This is a genomic window from Leifsonia poae (genome assembly GCF_020009625.1).
In the GTDB taxonomy this organism is placed as follows: domain Bacteria; phylum Actinomycetota; class Actinomycetes; order Actinomycetales; family Microbacteriaceae; genus Leifsonia; species Leifsonia poae_A.
This window is the reverse complement of sequence record NZ_JAIHLP010000002.1, coordinates 272495-296187: the sequence shown is the minus strand read 5'-3', so window position 1 is coordinate 296187 and position 23693 is coordinate 272495. Positions and strand designations below refer to the sequence as shown.

Genomic DNA, 23693 nt, shown 5'->3' with positions numbered 1-23693 from the left:
CGCAGCTCACCCGTAGCCCATACGCGCCGGGCTCGCGACGGAACCCGGGCGACGAAAAGCCCCCGAGACGCGTGTCTCGGGGGCGATTTGGTGGATCTGAGGGTGTTGGGGTTCAGGACATCGTTGATAGATGAGTCGCGACATCGTTGATAGTGGTCCGCGGTCGACGATGAGGCATGTCGAAGGCGCGCGTGATCGTCCTGTCCGTGGTCCACCAGGGGCTCACCAAGGCTGAGGCCGCCCGCAAGTTCGACGTCTCCTGGCAATGGGTGCACACCCTCGTCACCCGCTACGAGACCGGTGGGCTCGACGCACTCGAACCGCGCAGCCGCCGCCCGCACGCCTCCTCGACGAGCACGCCCGAGCACGTCCGGACGCGGATCATCGCGCTGCGCCAGCAGCTGACCACGGACGGGCTGGATGCCGGACCGGTCACGATCGCCTGGCACCTCGACCAGGAACATCTCCCGGTCCCCTCCACCTCCACGATCCGCCGCATCCTCCACACTGCAGGGTTGATCACCCCGGAACCGAAGAAGCGCCCGAAGTCCTCCTACCTCCGGTTCGAAGCGCACCAACCCAACGAGACCTGGCAGTCCGACTTCACCCACTGGCCTCTCGCCGACGGCACCGATGTCGAGATCCTGAACTGGCTGGACGACCACTCCCGCATGCTGCTGTCCTGCACCGCCCACGACCGGGTCACCGGTCCCGACGTCGTCAGCACCTTCACCGCCACGACGAACACCCACGGGCTGCCCGCCTCCACACTGACCGACAACGGCACCGTCTACACTGCCCGCTTCACCGGCGGAAAGAACGCATTCGAATACCTCCTCGCCGCCCTCGGCATCCAGCAGAAGAACGGGCACCCTTATCACCCGCAAACCCAAGGCAAGATCGAACGTTTCCACCAAACCCTCAAACGCTGGCTCGCCAGCCAGCCTCCGGCAGCGACGATCGCCGAACTGCAAACTCAGCTCGACCAGTTCCGGGTCATCTATAACGAGCGCCGCCCGCACCGCGCTCTCGACCGGCTAACCCCAGCCCAGGCCTACGCCGCCACCATCAAAGCCCACCCGAACCCGAACACCCTCAGCGCCCACTACCGCGTCCGCTTCGACACCGTCGACCGATTCGGCAAACTCACCCTCCGCCGAGCCGGGAACCTCCACCACCTCGGCATCGGCCACAACCACGCCGGCACAGCCGTGCTCATCCTCGTCGACGAAACCAGCGCCAGAGTCACTCACCTCGACACCGGCGAGATCCTCAGCATCCACCACATCGAACCCGACAGAAAATACTGGCGCGACCAAACAAAAGAGCCCGGCCGATGGCCGGGCTCTTCCTAATATCAACGATGTCTCGACACATCTATCAACGATGTCCCGACTCATCACATTGGTGGATCTGAGGGGACTCGAACCCCTGACCCCCTGCATGCCATGCAGGTGCGCTACCAGCTGCGCCACAGACCCAGAAGTTGTTCTCGATCTCTCGAAGACAACTCGTTTAGCGTACTACACGTTGGCGCTCAGAAAAAAACGAGCGACCCTCGGAATCATCGATACCGTCATCGCGAGCTACTCCGCGCGCTCGTGAACGGGCAACTCGATGGGGACCACCGGGCAGTCCTTCCACAGCCGCTCGAGGGCGTAATACATCCGGTCTTCCTCGTGGAAGACATGCACGACGAGGTCGCCGAAGTCGAGCAGTACCCAGCGCCCTTCCGCCTTGCCCTCGCGGCGCAGCGTCTTCACACCAGCGTCGTTCAGCTGGTCTTCGATCTCACCGGCGATCGCCACGACGTTGCGCTCGACGCGGCCGGTGACGAGCAGGAAGATGTCGGTCAGAGGCAGCGGGCCGGAGACGTCGAGGGCGACGAGGTCTTCGCCCGCCTTCGAGTCGGCCGCGCGGGCGGCGATCTGCAGGATCTCCCGCGAGTGTTCGGATGCGGTCACAGGGGGAACTCCCTCAAAGGGTTGGAAAGAATGAGACGGACGTCGGTGCTGATCAGAACACCTTCAGCACATAGGCCGCAACGAGCAGACCGACGACACCGACGAGCAGTACGGCCGCCGTGATCGACAGCACGAGGGGAAGCCGCCCGTGCCGCTTCTTCGGTGGCGTGATGACACCGCGGGTCGAGGTGTGCGTGCTCACAGCACGGGACGCGCGGATCGGCGCGACCTCGGATGTATTGAACTCGTTGTCCTCGCCGTCCAGCAAGCGGTCGATATCGGAGGAGTCGATGCGGTCGGGATGCGCTCCCGTGGCTCCGAGCCCGCGCGGCAGGTCGATGGAGCCGGTGACGAGGATCTCGCCTGTGCTCGTCAACGGACCGGTTGCATCGGCAGTGGGAAGCGTCGGAAGGATGAGCGCATTCGTCGTCGTCGCCGACCCCGAAACTCCCACACTGCGGGAGATGATCTGGTCGAACGGCTGGTTCTTGTCGTCGAGCTCGGCGGCCGTCGACCAGTGGCCGACCGGGGGCTGATACGGCTGAGGAGCGGCGTCGGCCTCACCCTGCGCGGTGGGCAGCGCCGACTCGGCCGACACGGACACGGCCGACACCGGCTCGACCGGGGCCGCCGTGGCGATCGGGTCCGCTGACGCGGGCACTGCAGCGAAGGGCCAAGAACGGGGCTCAGACGCGTCTTCTGCGGATGCCGACGGCTCTGCGGGCTTCACCTCGTGCGTTGCGGGCGAGAAAGTGACCGGAATGACAGACTCGGGATGCCCGGCCTGCTGGTTCGCTTCTTGCGCTTGCTGCATCGCGCGCAACTCACGGCGGGTCAGCGCACGTTCGGGCGTGGCGATCGGGACGACGGCGGGCATCGGAGGCGCGATCACCTGAGACGGGATCGGCGGAGTCTCGACAACCGGCGGCACAAGGGAAACCGGCTGCGTGACGGGCTCGACCGACGTCTCCGACGGCGCCTGCCGATACAACGGCGACGTCGCCTGGCCCGCGTCTGGATCGTCGTCTTTCGGAGCGAGAAGCGCGTCGAAAGAAGAACCGGAACTCGGCAGGTGCGGACGGGTCGGCGCCGAGACACCCGGCTCTTCGAAAGCCGTGGCCGGGATATCCGGCAGCGCGGACTGTTCCGGCGTCTCGCTCGGCCGGCCAGCGGAGAAGGTGAACGGCGTTGTCACCGTCGGGATCTCACCGGCAGGCGTCGGCGAGGCCGTGCCTGCTCGACGCGATGCCTGCCCAGCGGCTTTCTGCTCCGCAGAACGCTCGTTCTCGCGGGCTTGTCGCCGTGTCTGTGGCGGCGGGTCTTGCCACAAAGTCATGCCACACTCCGATACAGATGGTGTTTGGAGATGTATTGAACAACGCCATCGGGTACGAGATACCAGACGGGGAATCCCCTGCTCACCCGGCTCCGGCAGTCGGTTGACGAGATCGCCAGGGCCGGAACTTCCAACAAGCTTACGTCTTGCTGCGGCAATCCAGAAATACTCAAGTCATGTCCCGGACGACTCACAGCCACGAAGTGGGCGAGGTCCCAGAGCTCATTCACATCGCGCCAACTGATGATCTGCGCGATCGCATCGGCTCCCGTGATGAAGACCAGATCGGCCTCGGGACGGGCGATATGCAGGTCGCGCAGTGTGTCGATCGTGTAGGTGGGCCCCTCGCGATCGATGTCGACGCGGCTCACCGTGAAGCGCGGGTTCGATGCCGTGGCGATCACCGTCATCAGATAGCGGTGCTCCCCGGGGTCACATCGCCCTTCTGCCACGGATGGCCGGTGGGGACGAACACGACCTCATCGAGATCGAACGACTGGGCGACCTCGCTGGCGGCAACCAAGTGGCCGTGATGGATCGGATCGAATGTTCCGCCCATCACGCCGACCCGCGGTCGACGTTTCTCCGTCAGCTCCATACGCCCGGAGGGTCAGTGCCCCTGCGAGGGGTGGCCGGCGCCGTGGTGGGTGGCACCGGGGGCCGTCGCGTGCTCGGTGGCGCCGGGGGCGGCCTTGTGGCTGTGGCGGTTCGCCACGTCGCGGTAGGTCCAGATCACGAAGCCGAGAACGGTGAAAACGGCCAGCGCGATCGCGCCGAACGCCCACGTGGGCATCGGCAGCTCGACGTGAGCCTCGGTTGCAGCCAGCACGGCCGTCAGATGTGACATGGAGTTTTTCCTTTCCCGGCGCGAACGCCCGAGGCAAGTCTAGTGGTGGCTCACGGACGGATCTGACCTGACCCGCGAACGATCCACTTCGTGCTGGTGAGTTCGGGCAGGCCCATCGGGCCGCGGGCGTGCAGCTTCTGAGTCGAGATGCCCACCTCGGCTCCGAAGCCGAACTCCCCACCGTCAGTGAACCGGGTGGAGGCGTTGACCATGACGACGGCGGAATCCACCTCGGCCAGAAAGCGCTCGGCGTTCCCCACGTCGTTCGTGATGATCGATTCGGTGTGCTGCGTCGAGTAGCGCCGGATATGCGAGATCGCCTCGTCGAGCGAGTCGACGATCTTCACCGAGATGTCGAGGCTCATGTGCTCGGTGGCCCAGTCTTCGTCGGTGGCGGGCACTGCATCAGGCGCGAAGCGGATGGCCCTGTCGTCGGCGTGCACGGTCACCCCGGCCTCGACGAGCGCTGCGAGCACCGGTGGCAGCAGTCGTTGCGCCGCTGCGGAATGAACGAGCAGAGTCTCGACCGCGTTGCACACGCTCGGGCGTTGCACCTTCGCGTTGCGCACGATGTCGACGGCCCAGTCTTCGCGGGCGCTCTCGTCGAGCACGATGTGCACGACGCCGGCGCCCGTCTCGATCACCGGCACAGTTGACTCGGTGACGACGGTGCGGATGAGGTCGGCGCTTCCCCGAGGGATGAGCACGTCGACGAGACCTCGGGCCCGCATCAGCTCGGTCGCGCCGTCGCGTCCGAACTCGTCGATCGTCTGCACGGAACCGCTCGGCAGACCCGCGTCGCCGAGGGCTTCGCGGATCACGTCGACGAGCACCCTGTTGGTGTTGATGGCCGCGCTGCCCCCGCGGAGCACGACCGCATTGCCGCTCTTGAGCGCCAGGGCGGCGATATCGACCGTCACATTGGGGCGGGCTTCGTAGATCGCACCGACGACACCGAACGGAACGCGCACCTGGGTGATCTTGATGCCGTTCGGCAGGGCGCTGCCACGCACCGCCTGACCCACCGGGTCGGTGAGTGCGGCCACTTCGCGCACCGCTTCGGCGAGCCCGGCAAGGCGCGAGTCGGTGAGCGTCAGGCGGTCGATCAGCCCGGTAGAGAGGCCGTTCTCTCGTCCGTTGGCCAGGTCGAGTTCGTTCGCTTCGAGGATGCGCGTCCCATTCGACGTCAGCCGGGTCGCGATGGCCAGCAACGCGGCGTTCTTCTTGTCCGTCGTCGCCGTGGCGAGCTGCACGGACGCAGCTTTGGCGGCGGCCAGCCGGTCGACCAGCGCGACGCTATCCAGAGTCTGAGACATGGATCAAGTTTAGGGCGTGCGCGTGCTGCCCTCGGAGGCCCGGTCTTTCGCGGGCGCGAACCAGGTACCCACCCGCTCGCCCCGCAGTGCCTCGGCGACCAACGAGGTGGCGGTCAGAATGACCGCGGTTCCCCGTTCGGCGGCCTGGCGGGCGGCAGAGACCTTCGTCAGCGCACCGCCGGTTCCGACACCGGAGAGACCGGTCGCGCCGATCTCCACCCCGCGGAGCTCGTCGTCGTAGGCGACGACATCGATCCTCTCCGCGCCGGGCTCCTGCGGCGGGCGGGTGTAGAGCGCATCCACATCCGAGAGGAGCACCAGCAGGTCGGCTTCGACGAGCAAGGCAACGAGAGCGGCCAGCCGATCATTGTCCCCGAATCGGATCTCGTGGGTCGCGACCGTGTCGTTCTCGTTCACGATCGGCAGGATGCGCAGGTCGAGCAGACGCTCCATCGCCCGTTTCGCATTGCTGCGGTGCGTCGGCGTCTCCATGTCGCCGGCCGTCAACAGAACCTGACCGGCCACGATGCCGTAGCGGTCGAGGCTGTCCTGATAGCGGTAGATGAGCACGTTCTGCCCGACCGCCGCAGCCGCCTGCTGAGTCGCCAGATCGGTGGGTCGTCCATCGAGCGCCAGGTAGGGCATGCCGGTCGCAATCGCACCGGAAGAGACGAGGATCACCTGGGTGTCACGACCGTGCGCATCCGAGAGCGCATCGACGAGCGGCCCGATCTGCCCCGCGTTGTCTCCGCTGATGGAGGACGAACCCACTTTGACGACGACGCGTCTCGCGGAGGGAACCTGGCTGCGCTCGTCGATCGTCATTCCGAGTCGGTCTCCTTGGTCTCGGCACCGCTGCCGGTGCCGGCGGCTTCGTCATTCTCTTCGTAGTCGTCCCGCCACAGACCGGCCTCGCGCTCCCGCAGCAATTCGGCTCGCGCCTCGGCCTTCGCATCCATGCGGTCGAAGTAGTCTTCGCGGCGCTGATTGCGGGTCGGCCGCAGGTTGGCGTCCACCCGCACATCCGTTCCGCGCGGGGAACTGATCAATTCGGCGGTCGAGGTGAGCGTGGGCTCCCAATCGAAGACCACGCCGTTGTTTCGACCGATCACGACCGTGGAACCGGCGACGGCGCCCGCCTTGAAGAGCCGATCCTCCACACCCAGCTTGGCGAGACGGTCGGCCAAGAACCCGACGGCCTCGTCGTTGGCGAAGTCGGTCTGCGCCACCCAGCGTTCGGGCTTCGCCCCGAGGATGCGATAGACCGGCCCGTCCGAACCGCCTTCGACCTTCACGACGTAGTCGGAGTCATCGACGGCCTTGGGCCGGATCACGATACGCGGGCGGATCGCCTCGGCCGCGGCCGCGGCTGCTCGGGCGGCCTCGACGAGCTCGGCCAGCGCGAACGACAGCGCCCGGAGCCCCTCATGGCTGACCGTCGAGATCTCGAACACGCGGTAGCCGCGCTGTTCGAGATCGGCGCGAACGAACTCCGCCAGTTCCCTGGCCTCGGGCACATCGATCTTGTTGAGCGCGATGAGCTGCGGTCGCTCCAGCAGGGGCGTCTGGCCCTCCGGCACCGGGTAGGCGCCGAGCTCTCCGAGGATCACATCGAGATCGCTGATCGGGTCACGGCCCGGGTCGAGCGTCGCGCAGTCGAGAACGTGCAGAAGAGCGCTGCAGCGCTCCACATGGCGCAGGAACTCGAGACCAAGACCTTTGCCCTCGCTCGCTCCCTCGATCAGGCCCGGCACATCGGCCACGGTGTAGCGCGACTCCCCCGCCTGAACGACGCCGAGGTTGGGGTGAAGGGTCGTGAACGGGTAGTCGGCGATCTTCGGCTTCGCTGCCGACAGCGCCGCGATGAGGCTCGATTTGCCGGCCGACGGGTAGCCGACCAGTGCCACATCCGCCACGGTCTTCAGCTCGAGGAGGATGTCGCCTTCCCAGCCGGGTGTTCCGAGCAGAGCGAAACCGGGCGCCTTGCGCTTCGGGTTCGAGAGTGCCGCATTCCCTAGACCCCCGATGCCGCCCGGAGCGACCACGTAGCGGATGCCCGGCTCATCCATGTCGATCAATTCGACGCCGTCGGCATCTTTCACGACCGTGCCGACCGGAATCGCCAATTCGAGCTCGGGGCTGCTGAAACCGCTCCGGTGGTCGCCCATGCCGAATCCGCCGTTGTCCGACGAGCGGTGCGGTGCCCGGTGGAAACCGAGCAGTGTGGTGACCTGGGGGTCGGAGACGAGAACGATGTCGCCGCCGTTCCCGCCGTTGCCGCCATCCGGCCCGGCGAGCGGCTTGAACTTCTCGCGACGGACCGATACACATCCGTTGCCGCCGTGACCGGCGCGCAAATGCAACGTCACGTTGTCGACGAACGTTGCCATGATGTGCTCCTTGTACTGCCTGGGGAAAAAGGATGGGCGGGCCGAAGCCCGCCCATCCGGAAGTGTTGCGTGTGGAACGAGGGGTTAGACCTCGGCCGCCACGATGTTGACGACCTTGCGGCCGCCCTTGCTGCCGAACTCGACCGCACCGGCGGCCAGAGCGAACAGCGTGTCGTCGCCCCCACGACCGACGTTGACGCCGGGGTGGAAGTGCGTGCCGCGCTGGCGGACGATGATCTCGCCGGCGCCGACGACCTGACCACCGAAGCGCTTCACGCCGAGGCGCTGAGCGTTCGAGTCACGACCGTTGCGAGTGGAACTCGCTCCCTTTTTGTGTGCCATCTGCTTCTTCTCCTAAGCCTGTGCTCGACGCTACTTGATGCCGGTGACCTTGACGCGCGTGAGCTCCTGACGGTGCCCCTGGCGCTTCTTGTACCCGGTCTTGTTCTTGAACTTCTGGATGACGATCTTCGGGCCGCGGAGGTCGTTGAGGACCTCGGCGGTGACCTTCACCTTGGCGAGCGACTTCGCGTCGGAGGTGATCTTCTCCCCGTCAACAAGCAGCACAGCGGCGAGCTCGACGTTGCCGTCTTTGTCAGCCTTGATGCGGTCCATCGTCACGATGGTGCCGACCTCGACCTTTTCCTGGCGGCCACCGGCGCGCACAACTGCGTAAACCACTTTTACGTACCTTTTCTCTGGGGAACAGCTCCCCTCGGCTCGTACCGAGCCGTGGACCTGGTCCTACTCTTTATCTTCAGGAAGTTACTGGCGATTCCGACCGGCGCTTCATGCGCCGGTGCGATTCTCAGAAAACCTTGGCGATCGTGCGGGCGACGCCCAACACACACCAACGGTCAACTTTACCCGATGCCCCGTCCCCCGGTCAAACTCAGACCCCCGTCGAGCTCGACTGGAGGCGAGTCTCCCCGGGGGTTTCGGGAGGGTGCGGAACCGACATCGGCGCCGGTTCCTACAATCATTGTATGACGGTCCTGATCGATCCCCCGGAATGGCCCGCTCACGGCATGTTGTGGTCGCATCTGGTCAGCGATGCCTCCCTCGACGAGCTGCACGACTTCGCCGCCGCCAATGGGATCGCGCGTCGTGCGTTCGACCTCGACCACTATGACGTGCCCGACCGCAGCTACGACGATCTCGTCGCCGCGGGCGCAGAGCCGGTGGGCGGCAAGGAACTCGTCGTGCGGCTGCGTGCGAGCGGACTACGCATCAAGGCGCGGGATCGAGTGCGCAAGCACTGATCCCGCGCCTCGAATGGACGGACCCGAAAACTACTCCTCGGTCTCGGTCCGGGTGATCTCGGGTGCGACCGAGCCGCCGGCGATCGCCGCCGTGCTCACGCGTCGGCTCCGGTTGCGACCCTGGCCCGGCTGCTTGGGCTGAGGCAAGGCGTCGAGCACCGAGTCGAGCAGGAGCTCCGCATCCTTCGACGTGGGTCGACGGGCGGGCGGAGCCGCGCTGACGACCGGAATGTCGAGGAGCGTGACGGGCGCCTCTGACGCGACAGGAGCATCCTGGACCTCGGGCGTCGTAGCGCCCTCGGCGGCCGGAGCATCCGACTCGCGCTCCACGGATGCGGCGCGTTTCGATCCGCCGCTCTTCTTTCGTTGCCTTTTGGCCGGTTCGGCCTGCTGCACCGACTCGGCGGCCGGCGCCGCGGCCGGTGCTTCCTCCGCGGCGACATGCTTGCCGTGCGCGCCGTCGGCAGCCGCCTCGGCGGCTTCGCCGTCGTGGCTGTGCGTGGCGAGCGTGCTCGCCGCGATCTGCGCCAGCGCGCTCTTGGCGTCGTCGGTGATGGCGTGCGTCACGACAGGGGCGTGCCCGTTGCCGTTCGATGCGGTTCCGCTTCCCCCGTTGGAGGAACCGTTGCCGTTGCCGTTGCCGCCCGACTGCTGACCGCCTCGACCGCGCCGACGCTCGTTCGGCTGCTGCTGCTGCTGGGTCTGGCGATGCTTCACGACCGGATCGTGGTGCACGATCACGCCTCGGCCGGCGCAGACCTCGCAGGCCTCACTGAAGGTCTCGAGAAGCCCGAGACCCAACTTCTTCCGGGTCATCTGCACGAGGCCGAGCGAGGTGACCTCGGCCACCTGGTGCTTCGTGCGGTCGCGGCTGAGGCACTCGATGAGTCGACGCAGCACCAGGTCGCGGTTCGACTCCAGCACCATGTCGATGAAGTCGACGACGATGATGCCGCCGATGTCGCGCAGACGGAGCTGGCGGACGATCTCCTCTGCCGCCTCCAGGTTGTTCTTGGTGACGGTCTCCTCGAGGTTTCCGCCGGAGCCGACGAACTTTCCGGTGTTGACATCGACGACGGTCATGGCCTCGGTGCGGTCGATCACGAGCGATCCACCCGACGGCAGCCAGACCTTGCGGTCGAGTGCCTTCTCGATCTGCTCCGTGATTCTGAACTCGTCGAAGGCGTCGCGCTCACCGGTGTACGTCTCGACACGGTCGAGCAGATCGGGCGCGACCTGGCGCAGATACATCTCGATGGTCGCCTGGGGGTCCGAACCGGCGATGATCAGCTTCTGGAAGTCTTCGTTGAAGACATCCCGCACGATCTTGATCAGCAGATCCGGCTCGCTGTGCAGCAGTGCCGGGGCCTGGACGTTCTCCACCTGCTTGCTGATGTCGGCCCACTGCGCCGTCAGGCGGGTGACATCGAGCGTCAGCTGCTCCTCGGTGGCGCCCTCGGCCGCCGTGCGTACGATCACGCCGACGTTCTCCGGAAGGACCTCCTTGAGGATCTTCTTCAGGCGGGCGCGCTCGGTGTCGGGAAGCTTGCGGCTGATCCCGTTCATCGAGCCGTTCGGCACGTAGACGAGGTAGCGGCCGGGCAGCGAGACCTGGCTGGTGAGACGGGCGCCCTTGTGGCCGACCGGGTCTTTCGTGACTTGCACGAGCACCCGGTCGCCCGGCTTGAGCGCCAGCTCGATCCGACGTGGCTGGTTGCCCGTCTCGGCCGCTTCCCAGTCGACCTCACCGGAGTACAGCACGGCATTGCGGCCGCGACCGATGTCGACGAAGGCCGCTTCCATGCTCGGAAGCACGTTCTGCACGCGACCCAGATAGACATTGCCGATCAGCGACGCCTCCTGGGACTTCGCCACATAGTGCTCGACGAGGACCTTGTCCTCCAGCACGCCGATCTGGATACGCCCGCTCTTCTCGCGGACGATCATCTGCCGGTCGACCGACTCACGCCGGGCCAGGAACTCCGCTTCGGTGATCACGGGCCGTCGACGCCCGGCGTCGCGACCGTCGCGTCGCCGCTGCTTCTTCGCCTCGAGGCGGGTCGAGCCCTTGACCTTCTGCGGTTCGGTGATCAGCTCCGGTTCGCGCGGGGCACGAACCTTCACGACGGTGTTGGCCGGGTCATTTGAGCCGGACCGGTTCTCTTCGCCTGCCCGGCGGCGGGATCGCCGGCGCACGGTCGGGCCGTCGTCATCCAGGTCGTCGCCCGGCAGGGGCGGCAACGGCTGGATGTCGGGCGCTTGGAAGAGCAGGGTCGTCGGCGGCAGGCCCGGCAGGCCGGTCGGGGTGGACGGAGTCGTGGAGACCCCGATCGTCGGCTCGTCGATGACGGACTCCTCGCTCGGCGCAGGCGCGGTGCCCGCCGGATCGTCGGCGACGGGGTCGGCGATCTCCGCCGGCGCCTCGGCGGCGACGGTGCTCGGCACGACGGGCTCGACCGGGGTCGCCACCGTCTCCGGTGCACTCGCCGGTGCCTTCTTGGCGCTCTTCCGCGAGCCGAAGAGGCGCGAACGCTTCTTCACCCCCGCTTCCGTGCCCGCATCCGTTCCGTTGTTCTGGCTGTTCTCAGTATTTTCGTTTTCCACCATCGCTGGTGCACTCCTCGACCGGAGCGCGGTTCCCCGCACACCGGGACTCTCCGTAAGCGGAACCGGCGCTTCCGCGCCCGTTCAGCAATTCTCCATATGCACGACCGGCTCGTGGCTCTGATCGCACTTTCTCGATGTCTTCACCGGCCTCCTCGGCCGGCACGTACTGGGCGTTGCACGCCCTCAAGCCTTCTTTGGCGCCCTCTCGGCACACGGCCGAAAAGACTTCTCGATGATTATCGCATGCCCGCGCCGGGATCGACGTTCTTCCCTGCCGACACGCGAGTCGCTATGCCATAATCCGACGGTGTCACTGACTTCGCCGAACAAACGTCCGACAGCCCTTGCCATCTTCCTCATCGTCGCCGGGGCCATCGGCTTCTGGGCCGCTTTCCAACTCACATTGGACAAGCTCACGGTGCTGGCGCATCCCAACGCGCAGCTCGGTTGCAACTTCAGCTTGCTGGTCGGGTGCTCGAAGAACCTCAACTCGCCGCAGGGCTCGATCTTCGGGTTCCCGAACCCCCTGATCGGCCTCGCCTGTTGGACGGCGGTGATCGCCGTCGGTGTCGGCATCCTGGCCGGTGCGCGGTTCGCCAAGTGGTACTGGATGCTCTTCAACCTCGGCGTCATCGGCGCGCTCGTGCTGGTCATCTACCTGATCACGCAGTCGATCACGGTGCTGAACGTTCTCTGCCCCTACTGCATGGTCACGTGGGCGGTCACCATCCCGACATTCTGGGCCGTGACGCTCTACAACCTCAAAGAGGGGAACATTCCTGTTCCGGCATCCGCTCGCCGGTTCTTCGGCAAGGTGTACGGCTGGGTACCGCTGATCACGATCGTCAGCTACGTCATCGTCGCCGTTCTCGCGCAGATCCGGCTCGACTGGATCCACAACGTCTTCGTCTGACCGCGGACGACAAAAAGGGCGCCGACTGGGTGTACAGTCGGCGCCCGTGTTCGTTTGCCGTCAGTCGAACCAGAGAGCGAGCTCGCGCGCAGCCGACTCGGGAGAGTCCGAGCCGTGCACGAGGTTCTGCTGCACCTTGAGACCCCAATCGCGGGCGAGATCGCCTCGAATCGTTCCCGGCGCCGCCGTCGTCGGATCCGTCGTACCGGCGAGCGAACGGAATCCCTCGATCACCCGGTTGCCGGCGACGCGGATGGCGACGATCGGGCCGCTCTCCATGAACTCGACGAGCGGCTCATAGAAGGGCTTGCCCTCGTGCTCCGCGTAGTGCTGGGCCAGCAGGTCGCGGTCGGCCTGCAGCATCTTGAGGTCGACGACCGAGTAGCCCTTCGCCTCGATGCGGCGCAGGATCTCGCCGGTGAGGCTGCGCGCCACACCGTCCGGCTTCACGAGCACGAGGGTTTCTTCGACGACGGTGGTCATGGATTCTCCTTCTGACGGGCGGCCGCGTTCGCGGCCTGATTGTTGCGGTCGATTCTGGCGCCGGCGATCATGCAATACGTCCATAGGGCGGTGAAGATCGCCCCGACGACGAAGAACGCCGGCACCAGGAAACCGGTCGCGACGACGATGAGCTGGATCAGCCAGCCCAACACGATGCCGACCGGGCCACGGAGTAGTCCGATGGCGACGATCATCAGCACGAGGATCAGCGCGCCGCCGCCCAGGGCGAGCGGAGCGGACAGTGTCTTCAGTCCGAAGAGCACCAGCGCACCGAGGAAGACGATGACGAACTCGAAGGCGAGGACGATGGAGCCGAGGCTCTCGCGGACGCTCCGAGTGCGTCGGGGGCGGGCGGGTCGGCCCGGCCGAGCGGGGTGCTGGTCGTCCGGCTCGACCTCCGTCGCGGGCCCGTCGCTCATGAGGTCTCCTTCCAGCCACCGGCCTCGGCGATCGCCATGGCGTCGCCGATGAGCACGATCGAGCCGGTCACGACGACGGCCCGCTTCGGGCGTTCTGCCGCCCAGTCGCGGGCGGCGACCAGCGCCTCCTCGACATCGCCGTAGACGTAGGTGGCATCCTCGTGCGTCTGTTCGAGCACGAGTTCGCCGAGTTCGTCGATGCCGAGAGACCGCTCCGACCGGACGGGTGTGAGGTAGAACTGCTCGGCCACCGTCGCCAGCGCCCGCACGATCCCCCGCGCATCCTTGTCGGCCAGCACCCCGAAGACGACCGTGATCTCGTCGAAGTCGAAGTAGGTGCGCAGGGCGGCGGCGAGGGTCTCCGCCCCTGCCGGATTGTGCGCAGCGTCGACGAGGACGCTCGGTTCGATCCCGACCAGCTGCAACCGGCCGGGCGAGGTCGCCGTGGCGAACCCCTCTTCGAGAAGATCGGCGTTCAGGGGCTGGCTCCCCCGGCCGAGGAAGGTCTCCACCGCGGCGACGGCCACTGCGGCGTTCTGCGCCTGGTGGTCGCCATAGAGCGGCAGGAAGAGTTCGTTGTAGGTGGCCGCGCGCCCACGGATGCTCACCAGCTGACCGCCCACCGCGACCGATGTCGTGGTCACGTCGAACTCCGCCGGCTGTGCGGCGAACGTCGACTCGGTGAGTTCGGCGGCGTGCACCAGCTCGACGAGCGCTTCCGGCGGCTGAATCGCGCTGACCACATCCGCCGAGGGCTTGACGATTCCGGACTTCGTGCGGGCGATCGCGCCCACTGTGTCGCCGAGGGCCTTCGTGTGGTCGAGCGAGATCGGCGTGAACACGGCGACCTGACCGTCGCCCACGTTTGTGGAATCCCACTCCCCACCCATGCCGACCTCGATCACGGCCACATCCACCGGAGCGTCGGCGAAGCTCGCGAACGCCAGCGCCGTGAGAGCCTCGAAGAAGGTGAGCGGGGCCTCTCCCTCGGCCACGAGCTCGCCGTCGACGATCTCGAGGTACGGGCGAACATCCTCCCAGTTTCGGGCGAGGTCCTCATCGCTGATCGGCACACCGTCGATCACGATGCGTTCGTTGAAGCGCACAAGATGCGGACTCGTGAGCAGACCGGTGCGCAGCCCGTACGCCCGCAGGATGCTCTCGGCGATACGGCTGGTGCTCGTCTTGCCATTCGTGCCGGTGATGTGGATGATCGGGTACGCGCGCTGGGGGTCGCCGAGAAGCTCCACCGCCCGTCGCGTCGCGGTGAGCCGGTGTTCCGGACTCCCCTCGCCCACCCTCGCCAGGAGCGCCTGGTAGACGGCTTCGGCCGCCTCGCGCGCCTCGTCCTCATCCATCGGGATGTCGTCTCTCATCGGGCGTCCTCCTCCACACGTGTCACGCCGACCGCGAACGCGCCCGCATTCGCGAACAACCCGGCCTCGAACGTCTTCTCGTACGCCGCCTCCGCGGCCCCGAATTCGACGTCGAGGGCGAGCGTCTCGGCGGCGATGTCGACGCCGCGCGCGAGCTCGATCGCCCGCGCGTCCTCCGCGCTCGCAAACGCCAGGTTCAGCCGGATGCGGTCGCTCACATCGAGTCCAGCCGCCTTGCGAGTGTCCTGCACGGCTCGGATCACGTCGCGCGCGAGCCCTTCCGCTTCCAGCTCCGGCGTGGTGGCCGTGTCGAGCAGAACGAAGCCGCCGTCCGGCAACAGCGCAAGCGCCACTGTCGAGTCGCCATCGGCTTGCGCGGTCTCGAGAACGAGCTCGTACTCTCCGTCAGCAAGGTCGATCCCGCCGGCCGTGACCACACCGTTCAGCTCCGACCAGTCGCCCTCCCGCGCGGCCATGATCACGCGCTGCACGTCCTTGCCGAGCCGTGGTCCGGCGGCGCGCGCATTGACGGTCAGTCTGCTCGTGATGCCGTAGCTCTCGGCGCTGTCATCGTGAAGCTCGACGAACTCGACCGCCTTGACGTTCAGTTCGTCGCGCAGGATCGACTCGAACGCCGCAAGGGCGGTCGAGTTCTCGGCCACGATCGTGAGGCCGGCCAACGGCAGTCGCACCCGCAGGCCCGCTTGCTTGCGCAGGGAGAGCACGGTCGAACTGATCGCCCGGATGCGGTCCATCGCCTCTACGAGCGCAACATCAGCCGGGAACTCCCCCGCCTCCGGCCAGTCGGTCAGGTGCACACTGCGACCGCCGGTCAGACCGCGCCAGATGCTTTCGCTCACGAGCGGAAGCAGGGGCGCTGCCACCCGCGTGACCGTCTCGAGCACGGTGAACAATGTGTCGAAGGCCTCCGCGTTGCGGCCGTCGTCCCCCACGCCCTCCCAGAACCGGTCACGGGAGCGTCGCACGTACCAATTGGTGAGCACATCCGCGAAGTCGCGCAGTTTCGAGGCGGCGAGCGTGCTGTCGAGCGCCTCGAGGTCGGCGGTCACCTCGCTCACCAGATCCCGGGTCTTGGCGAGCAGATAGCGATCGAGCACATCGTTCGAATCGGTGCGCCGACGTGCCTCGTATCCGGCGGCGTTGGCGTAGAGGGAGAAGAAGTACCAGGTGCTCCAGAGCGGGAGCAGCACCTGGCGAACCCCCTCGCGGATGCCTTCCTCGGTCACAACCAGGTTGCCGCCGCGCAGCACCGGGCTCGACATCAGGAACCAGCGCATCGCATCCGAGCCGTCGCGGTCGAAGACCTCGTTGACATCCGGATAGTTGCGCAGAGACTTCGACATCTTCTGACCGTCGCTGCCCAGCACGATGCCGTGACTGATGACATTCTTGAATGCCGGCCGATCGAACAGCGCCGTGGCGAGCACATGCATCATGTAGAACCAGCCGCGCGTCTGCCCGATGTACTCGACGATGAAGTCAGCCGGGTTGTGCGCCTCGAACCAATCGCGGTTCTCGAACGGGTAGTGCACCTGGGCGAACGGCATCGAGCCGGAATCGAACCACACGTCGAGCACATCTGTGATGCGCCGCATCGTGGAGCGACCGGTGGGATCGTCCGGATTCGGTCGGGTGAGCTCGTCGATGTACGGCCGATGCAGGTCGGGCTGTCCGTCGCCGTTCAGCGGGAGCCGGCCGAAGTCGGCTTCGAGTTCGGCCAGTGAGCCGTACACATCGATGCGGGGGTAGGCCGGGTCATCGCTCTTCCAGACCGGGATCGGGGAGCCGAAGTAGCGGTTGCGCGAGATCGACCAATCGCGGGCGTTGCTCAACCATTTGCCGAACTGGCCGTCTTTGACGTTCTCGGGAACCCAGTCGATCCGCTGGTTCAACTCGACCATGCGGTCGCGAAACTCGGTGACCCGCACGAACCAGCTCGAGACGGCCTTGTAGATCAGCGGATTGCGGCAACGCCAGCAGTGCGGGTACGAGTGCTCGTAGCTCGCCTGCCGCAGAAGACGTCCGTTCTCCCGCAGCAGTTTGGTGAGCGGCTTGTTCGCCTCGAACACCTGCAGTCCCGCAACCTCCTCGACCGACGGCAGGAACCGGGCCCCGTCGTCGACCGAGATGATCACCGGGATACCCGCGGCTTCGCAGACGCGCTGGTCGTCCTCGCCGTAAGCGGGCGCCTGATGCACGATGCCCGTGCCGTCTTCGGTGGTGACGTAGCCGTCGACGAGGATGCGCCACGCATTCTGGGTGCCGTACTCCTCCGCGTCCGCGTAGTAGTCCCACAACCGGTCGTATGTGACGTTCTCGAGCTCCGAACCCCGGATGTGTCGCGACACCGCCGCGAGGGCATCGGCCGCCGTCTCGTAGCCGAGATCCTTCGCGTAGCCTCCGACGAGCTCGCTCGCCAGCAGGTACTCCGCACCGAAATCATCATGCACACCAGCGCCGACACTGTCGGCCGCCCCGTTCGGTCCAGCCGGGACGACCGCGTATTCGATCTCCGGTCCGACGACGAGAGCCAGGTTCGTCGGGAGCGTCCACGGAGTCGTCGTCCAGGCGAGGGCGCGGACCGCGGTGAGGCCGAGCGCCTCCGCCTTGGCACCGGTGAGGGGGAACGTCACCGTGACGGTCTGGTCCTGTCGCATCTTGTAGACGTCGTCGTCCATGCGCAGTTCGTGGTTCGACAGCGGGGTCTGGTCTCGCCAGCAATACGGCAGAACGCGGTAACCCTCGTAGGCGAGACCCTTCTCATGCAGCTGCTTGAACGCCCAGATCACGGACTCCATGAAGGTGACGTCGAGCGTCTTGTAGTCGTTGTCGAAGTCGACCCAGCGGGCCTGGCGCGTGACGTACTCCTGCCACTCGCGGGTGTAGTGCAACACCGAGTCGCGGGCGGCCTGGTTGAAGGCCGCGATGCCCATCTCTTCGATCTGGCTCTTGTCGGTGATGCCCAACTGCCGCTCGGCTTCCAGCTCGGCGGGAAGACCGTGAGTGTCCCAGCCGAATCGGCGCTCCACCCTCTTGCCCCGCATCGTCTGGAAACGGGGGAAGAGATCCTTCGCGTATCCGGTGAGCAGGTGACCGTAGTGCGGCAGACCGTTGGCGAAGGGCGGGCCGTCGTAGAAGACCCACTCGGGTGCATCCGCGCGGTTCTCGATCGATGCGCGGAAGGTGCCGTCTTCTTTCCAGAAGGCGAGGATCTCCGTCTCGAGCTGCGGGAAGCTGGGGCTCGGCGTGACGCCGGCGGGCGTCTGATCGTCCGGGGACTGGGGATACGGCATCTCACTCCTGGCAGGTCGGTCATCTGCACGAGGACGCCAGGCGCCAGAAGCGCTTGCCGCGGTACCACCCCGCTTGCCGCCTCCACGCTCTCGGTGAGGGCGACCGCTCTTTCCTTGGCTGTGACGGGCCAGCCCCGTTCGGTTCTACTGGGCCGTCACGAGGACGACCGTTCTTCCGAAGACTCACCGGTGATGGCCGGGTCGATGTCGGTTCGTCCAGTCTACCCGGTCACGGCACGATCATCGAGGGCGGCCTGGTAGCCACGACACACCGGCTCGATCGCGCGAGCGACAACCGGTGCCAACGGCCCCCGGCTCACGCCCGATCGCGCCCACACCGAGGCGGCCGCCACGGCGGCACCGATCACCGCGGTCGCGATACTGCGCGGCACGAGGGCATCGGCCGGCTCCCCGATGCGCCGCGCGATCGAACGGCTGAGAACGCGGACCAGGGTCAGGAAGCGAGACAACGCCGACGACTCGAGTTCAGCGTTGGTTCCCATGAGCTCATATTGCGTCACAGCCAGCGGTAGCCGTGCCGGTCCGAAATTCCCGGCCAGTGCGAGCACGGCCTCCAAAACCGCCGTCATCACCGGGTGGTCGGACGAGATGTTCTCGAGCACTCCGTCGAATTCGCTGAGACTCTCATCGACCTCCAGCCAGAGCAGGTCGCTCTTCGAGCCGAAATAGTTGAAGAACGTCGCTCGGCTCACCCCTGCGCGCTGGGAGATCTCGTCGATCGTCGTGCCGGCGTAGGTCTGCTCGAGGAACAGTTCGGCAGCGGCTTCGGCCAGCGTCTCACGCGACGACACGCGGGGACGACCGGATGCGGAATGCGCGGCGCCGCTCATGCGTTCCTCCTCTCTGCCTATTATTGGACTCGATCCAATTATCCCTGTTCCGCCGAGCAAACCCTGACAAGGACCGTCGTGAGTTCCCCAGACACCATCACGTTCAGCACCACCGATCGCCCCGGCATCACCCCCGGAACGGCTCGGCGGGTGACCATCGCCTCCTTCGTCGGCACCTCGCTGGAGTCGTACGACTTCTATCTGTTCGCCTACTTCAGCGCGTTCTTCGTCGGCCCGCTCTTCTTCGAGCCGCTCGGCGTCTTCGGCGGCGTGCTCGCCGCATTCCTCACCATCGCCGCCGGATTCGTCATCCGCCCCGTCGGCGCGATCGTGTTCGGGCACCTCGGCGACCGGATCGGACGGCGGCCGACCCTGCTCATCACCATCCTGATGATGGGGATCGGCACCGGCCTGGTCGGCGTGCTCCCCACCTTCGCGCAGGCCGGCTGGTTCGGAGCCATCCTCCTCGTGCTGCTGCGCCTCGTGCAGGGCTTCTCGCTCGGCGGGGAATGGGGTGGCTCGATCCTCCTGGCGACGGAGTACGTGAACCCGAAACGTCGCGGCTTCTACGCCGCGCTCCCCCAGCTCGGCTCGCCTGTCGGCAGCATCCTGAGCGCCGTGGTCTTCATCGCCCTCTCGTTCGGGATGTCATCCGCCGACATCGCCGCGTGGGGCTGGCGCATCCCGTTCCTCACGGCGATCCCACTCCTGCTCGTCTCCCTCTACCTGCGCTGGTCGATCGACGAGACGCCGGTGTTCAAAGAACTGCTGGCGACAGGCAGGCGAGACCGCTTCCCCGTGCTCGATGTCTTCCGCAAGGCGCCGTCGGCGTTCTTCATCGCCATCGGCGCTGCCATCCTCGGCATCGGGTCGTACTCGCTGATGAACACCTACATGGTGCAGTACGGAACCGCGACGCTCGGATTCAGCTACAACGATCTGCTCATCGCGACCACCATCGGCGGCCTGCTTCAGCTCGTCACGATCCCCCTCTTCGGGGTCTGGGCCACCCGGATCGGCTCCGCCCGGGTGGTCGCCATCGGTGCCGTCGGAACGCTCATCATCGCCTTTCCGATGTACTTCCTACTGCAGTTCGCCACCTTCCCCATCCTGGTCGCCAGCATGATCATCGGCGGGATCCTCCCCACACTCTCCTGGGCGGGACTCGGCGGTCTCATGTCTGATCTGTTCCCGAGCGAAGTCCGTTACAGCGGGCTCTCGGTTGCCTACAGCATCGCCGCGCTGCTCACCGCGTTCGTCCCGATCCTCACCGCCCTGCTCGGCCACGCGACGGGCAATGCCTGGTGGTACCCGGGCATCGTCCTCGGCCTGATGAGCGTCATCACGCTCGCCACAGCTGTGATCGCCGCCCGACGCAAGCCGATCATCGATGAGCTCGCCCCGCTCCCGGCTCAGGCGGTGCCGGCCACCTGACGCCGCGGGCCCGGCGCTCGGGTACCCTGGAGGAATCGCACACTCAGGCACCTCTTCATCGACACGGTGCCGCACATATCGATTCGGAGAATCATGAGCGCCGTCAGCCCCCTGCCCGACAAGCCCGCCCTCGAGGGGCTGGAGACCAAGTGGGGAGACAGCTGGCAGGCCGATGGCACCTATCTCTTCGATCGCGCCGCCGCCCTGACCGCCGAGCGCCGATGTGTGTTCTCCATCGACACGCCGCCCCCCACCGCAAGCGGCTCCCTGCACATCGGGCACGTGTTCAGCTACACGCACACCGATGTGGTCGCCCGCTACCACCGTATGCGCGGCCAGCACGTCTTCTACCCGATGGGCTGGGACGACAACGGCCTCCCCACCGAGCGCCGTGTGCAGAACTACTACGGTGTGCGCTGCGACCCGACTCTGCCGTACGACCCCGACTTCGCCCCGCCCTTCGAAGGCGGAGACAACAAGAGCAGCAAGGCGGCCGATCAGAAGCCGATCTCACGCCGCAACTTCATCGAACTGTGCGAGCGGCTCACCGTCGAAGACGAGAAGCAGTTCGAGGCGCTGTGGCGCTCGCTCGGCCTCTCCGTCGACTGGAGCCAGACCTACCGCACGATCGGCACCGAGTCGCTCCACACCTCGCAATTGGCTTTCCTCAACAACATCGAGCGCGGCGAGGCGTATCAGGCCATGGCGCCCACCCTGTGGGATGTCACCTTCCGTACCGCTGTCGCCCAGGCCGAGCTGGAAGACCGCGAACAGCCCGGCGCGTACCACCGCGTCGCCTTCCACGGCGAGAGCGGACCGATCTTCATCGAGACGACCCGTCCGGAGCTGCTGCCGGCCTGTGTCGCGCTGGTCGCGCATCCGGATGACGAGCGCTACAAACCGCTCTTCGGCACGACGGTCACCACGCCGGTCTTCGGAGTCGAGGTCCCTGTGCTCGCGCACCACCTCGCGCAGCCCGACAAGGGCAGCGGAATCGCGATGATCTGCACCTTCGGCGACATCACCGACGTCACCTGGTGGCGGGAGCTCGATCTGCCCAACCGGGCGATCCTCGGCTTCGACGGCCGGCTGGTGAGCGACGCCCCCGAAGCCATCACCTCCGCCGAGGGCAAGGCGGCCTACGCCGAGCTCGCCGGCAAGACGGTCTTCTCGGCCAAGCAGGCCGTGGTGGAGCTGCTCCGGGCCGCGGGCGATCTGATCGGCGACCCCAAACCCATCCAGCACCCCGTCAAGTTCTTCGAGAAGGGCGACAAGCCGCTCGAGATCGTGTCGACCCGCCAGTGGTACGTCAAGAACGGCGCGCGCGACGAAGAACTGCGTGCCCGCCTCATCCAGCTCGGCCAGGAGCTCGACTGGCACCCCGACTTCATGCGCGTGCGATACGAGAACTGGGTCGGCGGACTCACCGGCGACTGGCTGATCTCGCGTCAGCGCTTCTTCGGCGTGCCCATCCCCATCTGGTATCCGCTCGACGGCGACGGCAACCCGCGGTTCGACAAGCCCATCCTGCCGTCCCGAGACGCCCTGCCCGTCGACCCCTCGTCGGATGCGGCGCCCGGCTTTGAGGAGGCGCAACGCAACCAGCCGAACGGCTTCATCGGCGAGCACGATGTGATGGACACCTGGATGACCTCCTCCCTCACCCCGCAGCTCGCCGGCGGCTGGAATCGTGATGATGACCTGTTCGCCGCCGTGTACCCGTTCGACCTGCGCCCCCAAGGGCAGGACATCATCCGCACCTGGCTGTTCTCGACGATGCTGCGCTCCCAGCTGGAGAACGGCGTCGCCCCCTGGGCGCACGCAGCGCTGTCGGGCTTCATCGTCGACCCCGACCGTAAGAAGATGTCCAAGTCCAAGGGCAACGTCGTCACTCCCGCCGACATCCTCGAGAAGCACGGCTCGGATGCGGTGCGCTACTGGGCCGCATCCTCGCGCCTCGGAACCGATGCCGCGTTCGACCCGCAGAACCCGACACAGATCAAGATCGGTCGCCGCCTGGCGATCAAGATCCTGAACGCCGCGAAGTTCATCCTTGGCTTCGAGGCACCCCCGACCGACGAGCTCGCCCTGGTCACGAACGCACTCGACCGGAGCATGCTGCACAATCTGTCGACCGTGGTCGCCGAGGCGACCGCCGCGCTCGATGGCTACGACCACGCCCGCGCCCTGGAGGTGAGCGAGACCTTCTTCTGGACCTTCTGCGACGACTATCTCGAACTCGTCAAGGAGCGGGCCTACGGCGAGGCCTCGACCGAACAGACCTCCGCCGTCGTCGCGCTGCGTGTGGCACTCTCCACCCTGCTTCGCCTGTTCGCGCCCGTCGTGCCGTTCGCGACCGAGGAGGCATGGTCGTGGTTCAACACCGGCTCCGTGCACGTCGCCGCGTGGCCGGAGACGGCGACCGTCGCCGGCGACTGGTCCGAGCATGCGGATGTGCTCGGTCTGGTCGGCAAAGCCCTCACCAGTATCCGCGGTGCGAAGACCACCGCGAAAGCCTCGCAGAAGGCCGCGGTCGAATACGCCGTCATCGCCGGACCACCTGCGGTCGTGACCGCCGTCGAGCTCGCCGCACGCGACCTCAAGTCGGTCGGCAGAATCGGCGAACTGCGGTTCGAATCCGCCGAGGAGCTCTCGGTGACGGATATCCTGCTTGCCCAGGCCCCGACCGAGGAGGAACGATGACCGCGACGGTCCGACGGGTGAACGACAACGAATTCTTCAGCTGGCTCGATCTGTACGCCGGCTACGGGAGTTCTACGACCAACCCCTCACCGACGAGAAGGCCCTTCTGGTGTGGAGCTGGATCACCGATGCCGGCCACGAACTCGAAGCCTATTTCGCTGTGAACGGCGACGACAAGCCAATCGGTCTCGCCCACGTGCGGGAGTTCTCACGACCGCTCAACGGCAGCCGCGGACTCTACCTCGACGACCTCTTCGTCTCGCCCGATGCCCGTGGCGCCGGCACAGGCACGGCTCTGCTCGAGGCGCTGCGCGATCGCGCCCGCGAAGAAGGTTTCTCCGTCGTGCGGTGGATCACCGCCAAAGACAACGAGACCGCTCGGCGCGTCTACGATCGTGTCGCCGAGAAGACCAAATGGGTCACGTACGACCTCGTACCGTGACCCCCAAGCGCGCAT

At 66.4% G+C, this 23693-nt stretch carries 20 protein-coding genes, 1 tRNA gene and 1 pseudogene; 6 read left to right on the top strand and 16 right to left on the bottom strand.

Features of this window, described 5'->3' with window-relative positions:
* The first annotated feature begins 176 nt into the window (after window positions 1-176).
* Window positions 177-1355 carry an IS481 family transposase gene (locus K5L49_RS02125; protein WP_223690380.1) on the top strand — a complete coding sequence of 393 codons (1179 nt, stop codon included), beginning with the start codon at window positions 177-179 and terminating at the stop codon, window positions 1353-1355.
* 50 nt (window positions 1356-1405) lie between these two features.
* Here the strand turns inward: K5L49_RS02125 and K5L49_RS02120 are convergent.
* The 10 genes and pseudogenes from K5L49_RS02120 to rplU all read right to left on the bottom strand — a co-directional run bounded on the left by K5L49_RS02120 (window position 1406) and on the right by rplU (window position 8534).
* Window positions 1406-1481, bottom strand: a tRNA-Ala gene (locus K5L49_RS02120).
* A gap of 105 nt (window positions 1482-1586) precedes the next feature.
* Window positions 1587-1964 (bottom strand): ribosome silencing factor, encoded by a 378-nt coding sequence (rsfS, locus tag K5L49_RS02115; RefSeq protein WP_223690379.1) that lies wholly within the window; start codon window positions 1962-1964, stop codon window positions 1587-1589.
* Between the two features lie 52 nt (window positions 1965-2016).
* The gene (locus K5L49_RS02110) at window positions 2017-3159 is read right to left on the bottom strand and encodes a hypothetical protein (protein ID WP_223690378.1); all 1143 of its coding nucleotides are present in this window, start codon (window positions 3157-3159) and stop codon (window positions 2017-2019) included.
* Between the two features lie 137 nt (window positions 3160-3296).
* A pseudogene (gene nadD, locus K5L49_RS02105) lies at window positions 3297-3898 on the bottom strand (nicotinate-nucleotide adenylyltransferase).
* Between the two features lie 12 nt (window positions 3899-3910).
* Window positions 3911-4147, bottom strand: a complete 237-nt coding sequence (locus K5L49_RS02100) for a hypothetical protein (protein ID WP_223690377.1) — start codon at window positions 4145-4147, stop codon at window positions 3911-3913.
* A gap of 50 nt (window positions 4148-4197) precedes the next feature.
* Window positions 4198-5463, bottom strand: coding sequence for a glutamate-5-semialdehyde dehydrogenase (locus K5L49_RS02095; protein WP_223690376.1), 1266 nt, complete (start codon window positions 5461-5463; stop codon window positions 4198-4200).
* 9 nt (window positions 5464-5472) lie between these two features.
* Window positions 5473-6288, bottom strand: coding sequence for a glutamate 5-kinase (proB, locus tag K5L49_RS02090; RefSeq protein WP_223690375.1), 816 nt, complete (start codon window positions 6286-6288; stop codon window positions 5473-5475).
* Entirely contained in the window at window positions 6285-7853 is a 1569-nt protein-coding gene (gene obgE / locus K5L49_RS02085; RefSeq protein WP_223690374.1) for a GTPase ObgE, read from the bottom strand. The genes proB and obgE overlap by 4 nt, the downstream gene beginning before the upstream one ends.
* An 84-nt stretch (window positions 7854-7937) precedes the next feature.
* Window positions 7938-8195, bottom strand: coding sequence for a 50S ribosomal protein L27 (gene rpmA, locus K5L49_RS02080; RefSeq protein ID WP_223690373.1), 258 nt, complete (start codon window positions 8193-8195; stop codon window positions 7938-7940).
* A gap of 30 nt (window positions 8196-8225) precedes the next feature.
* The gene (gene rplU / locus K5L49_RS02075; protein ID WP_223690372.1) at window positions 8226-8534 is read right to left on the bottom strand and encodes a 50S ribosomal protein L21; all 309 of its coding nucleotides are present in this window, start codon (window positions 8532-8534) and stop codon (window positions 8226-8228) included.
* Window positions 8535-8839: 305 nt separating this feature from the next.
* Here rplU and K5L49_RS02070 point away from each other — a divergent pair, with 305 nt between their 5' ends.
* A complete protein-coding gene (locus tag K5L49_RS02070; RefSeq protein ID WP_223690371.1) occupies window positions 8840-9115 on the top strand; it encodes a DUF4031 domain-containing protein in 276 nt (91 codons plus the stop codon).
* Window positions 9116-9145: 30 nt separating this feature from the next.
* On the opposite strand, the gene K5L49_RS02065 is transcribed toward K5L49_RS02070, so the two are convergent.
* Window positions 9146-11722: an Rne/Rng family ribonuclease gene (locus tag K5L49_RS02065; protein WP_223690370.1), complete on the bottom strand. Its 2577-nt coding sequence runs from the start codon at window positions 11720-11722 to the stop codon at window positions 9146-9148.
* Between the two features lie 307 nt (window positions 11723-12029).
* Here K5L49_RS02065 and K5L49_RS02060 point away from each other — a divergent pair, with 307 nt between their 5' ends.
* Complete coding sequence (locus K5L49_RS02060; RefSeq protein WP_223690369.1) at window positions 12030-12635, top strand: vitamin K epoxide reductase family protein; 606 nt, start codon at window positions 12030-12032, stop codon at window positions 12633-12635.
* Between the two features lie 60 nt (window positions 12636-12695).
* On the opposite strand, the gene ndk is transcribed toward K5L49_RS02060, so the two are convergent.
* The 5 genes from ndk to K5L49_RS02035 all read right to left on the bottom strand — a co-directional run bounded on the left by ndk (window position 12696) and on the right by K5L49_RS02035 (window position 19099).
* A complete protein-coding gene (gene ndk / locus K5L49_RS02055) occupies window positions 12696-13118 on the bottom strand; it encodes a nucleoside-diphosphate kinase (RefSeq protein ID WP_223690368.1) in 423 nt (140 codons plus the stop codon).
* A complete protein-coding gene (locus K5L49_RS02050) occupies window positions 13115-13558 on the bottom strand; it encodes a DUF4233 domain-containing protein (RefSeq protein ID WP_223690367.1) in 444 nt (147 codons plus the stop codon). The genes ndk and K5L49_RS02050 overlap by 4 nt, the downstream gene beginning before the upstream one ends.
* Window positions 13555-14934: a bifunctional folylpolyglutamate synthase/dihydrofolate synthase gene (locus K5L49_RS02045; protein WP_223690366.1), complete on the bottom strand. Its 1380-nt coding sequence runs from the start codon at window positions 14932-14934 to the stop codon at window positions 13555-13557. The genes K5L49_RS02050 and K5L49_RS02045 overlap by 4 nt, the downstream gene beginning before the upstream one ends.
* Entirely contained in the window at window positions 14931-18248 is a 3318-nt protein-coding gene (gene ileS, locus K5L49_RS02040; protein WP_223690365.1) for an isoleucine--tRNA ligase, read from the bottom strand. Before ileS ends, K5L49_RS02045 begins: the two co-directional genes overlap by 4 nt.
* A 221-nt stretch (window positions 18249-18469) precedes the next feature.
* Window positions 18470-19099, bottom strand: coding sequence for a TetR/AcrR family transcriptional regulator (locus tag K5L49_RS02035; protein ID WP_223690364.1), 630 nt, complete (start codon window positions 19097-19099; stop codon window positions 18470-18472).
* 78 nt (window positions 19100-19177) lie between these two features.
* Here K5L49_RS02035 and K5L49_RS02030 point away from each other — a divergent pair, with 78 nt between their 5' ends.
* The 3 genes from K5L49_RS02030 to K5L49_RS02020 all read left to right on the top strand — a co-directional run bounded on the left by K5L49_RS02030 (window position 19178) and on the right by K5L49_RS02020 (window position 23678).
* Entirely contained in the window at window positions 19178-20533 is a 1356-nt protein-coding gene (locus K5L49_RS02030; protein ID WP_223690363.1) for an MFS transporter, read from the top strand.
* A 93-nt stretch (window positions 20534-20626) separates the two neighbouring features.
* Window positions 20627-23236 carry a valine--tRNA ligase gene (valS, locus tag K5L49_RS02025; RefSeq protein WP_223690362.1) on the top strand — a complete coding sequence of 870 codons (2610 nt, stop codon included), beginning with the start codon at window positions 20627-20629 and terminating at the stop codon, window positions 23234-23236.
* On the top strand, window positions 23205-23678 hold the full coding sequence (locus tag K5L49_RS02020) for a GNAT family N-acetyltransferase (protein ID WP_223690361.1): 474 nt from the start codon (window positions 23205-23207) through the stop codon (window positions 23676-23678). The genes valS and K5L49_RS02020 overlap by 32 nt, the downstream gene beginning before the upstream one ends.
* The last annotated feature ends 15 nt before the right edge of the window (window positions 23679-23693 follow it).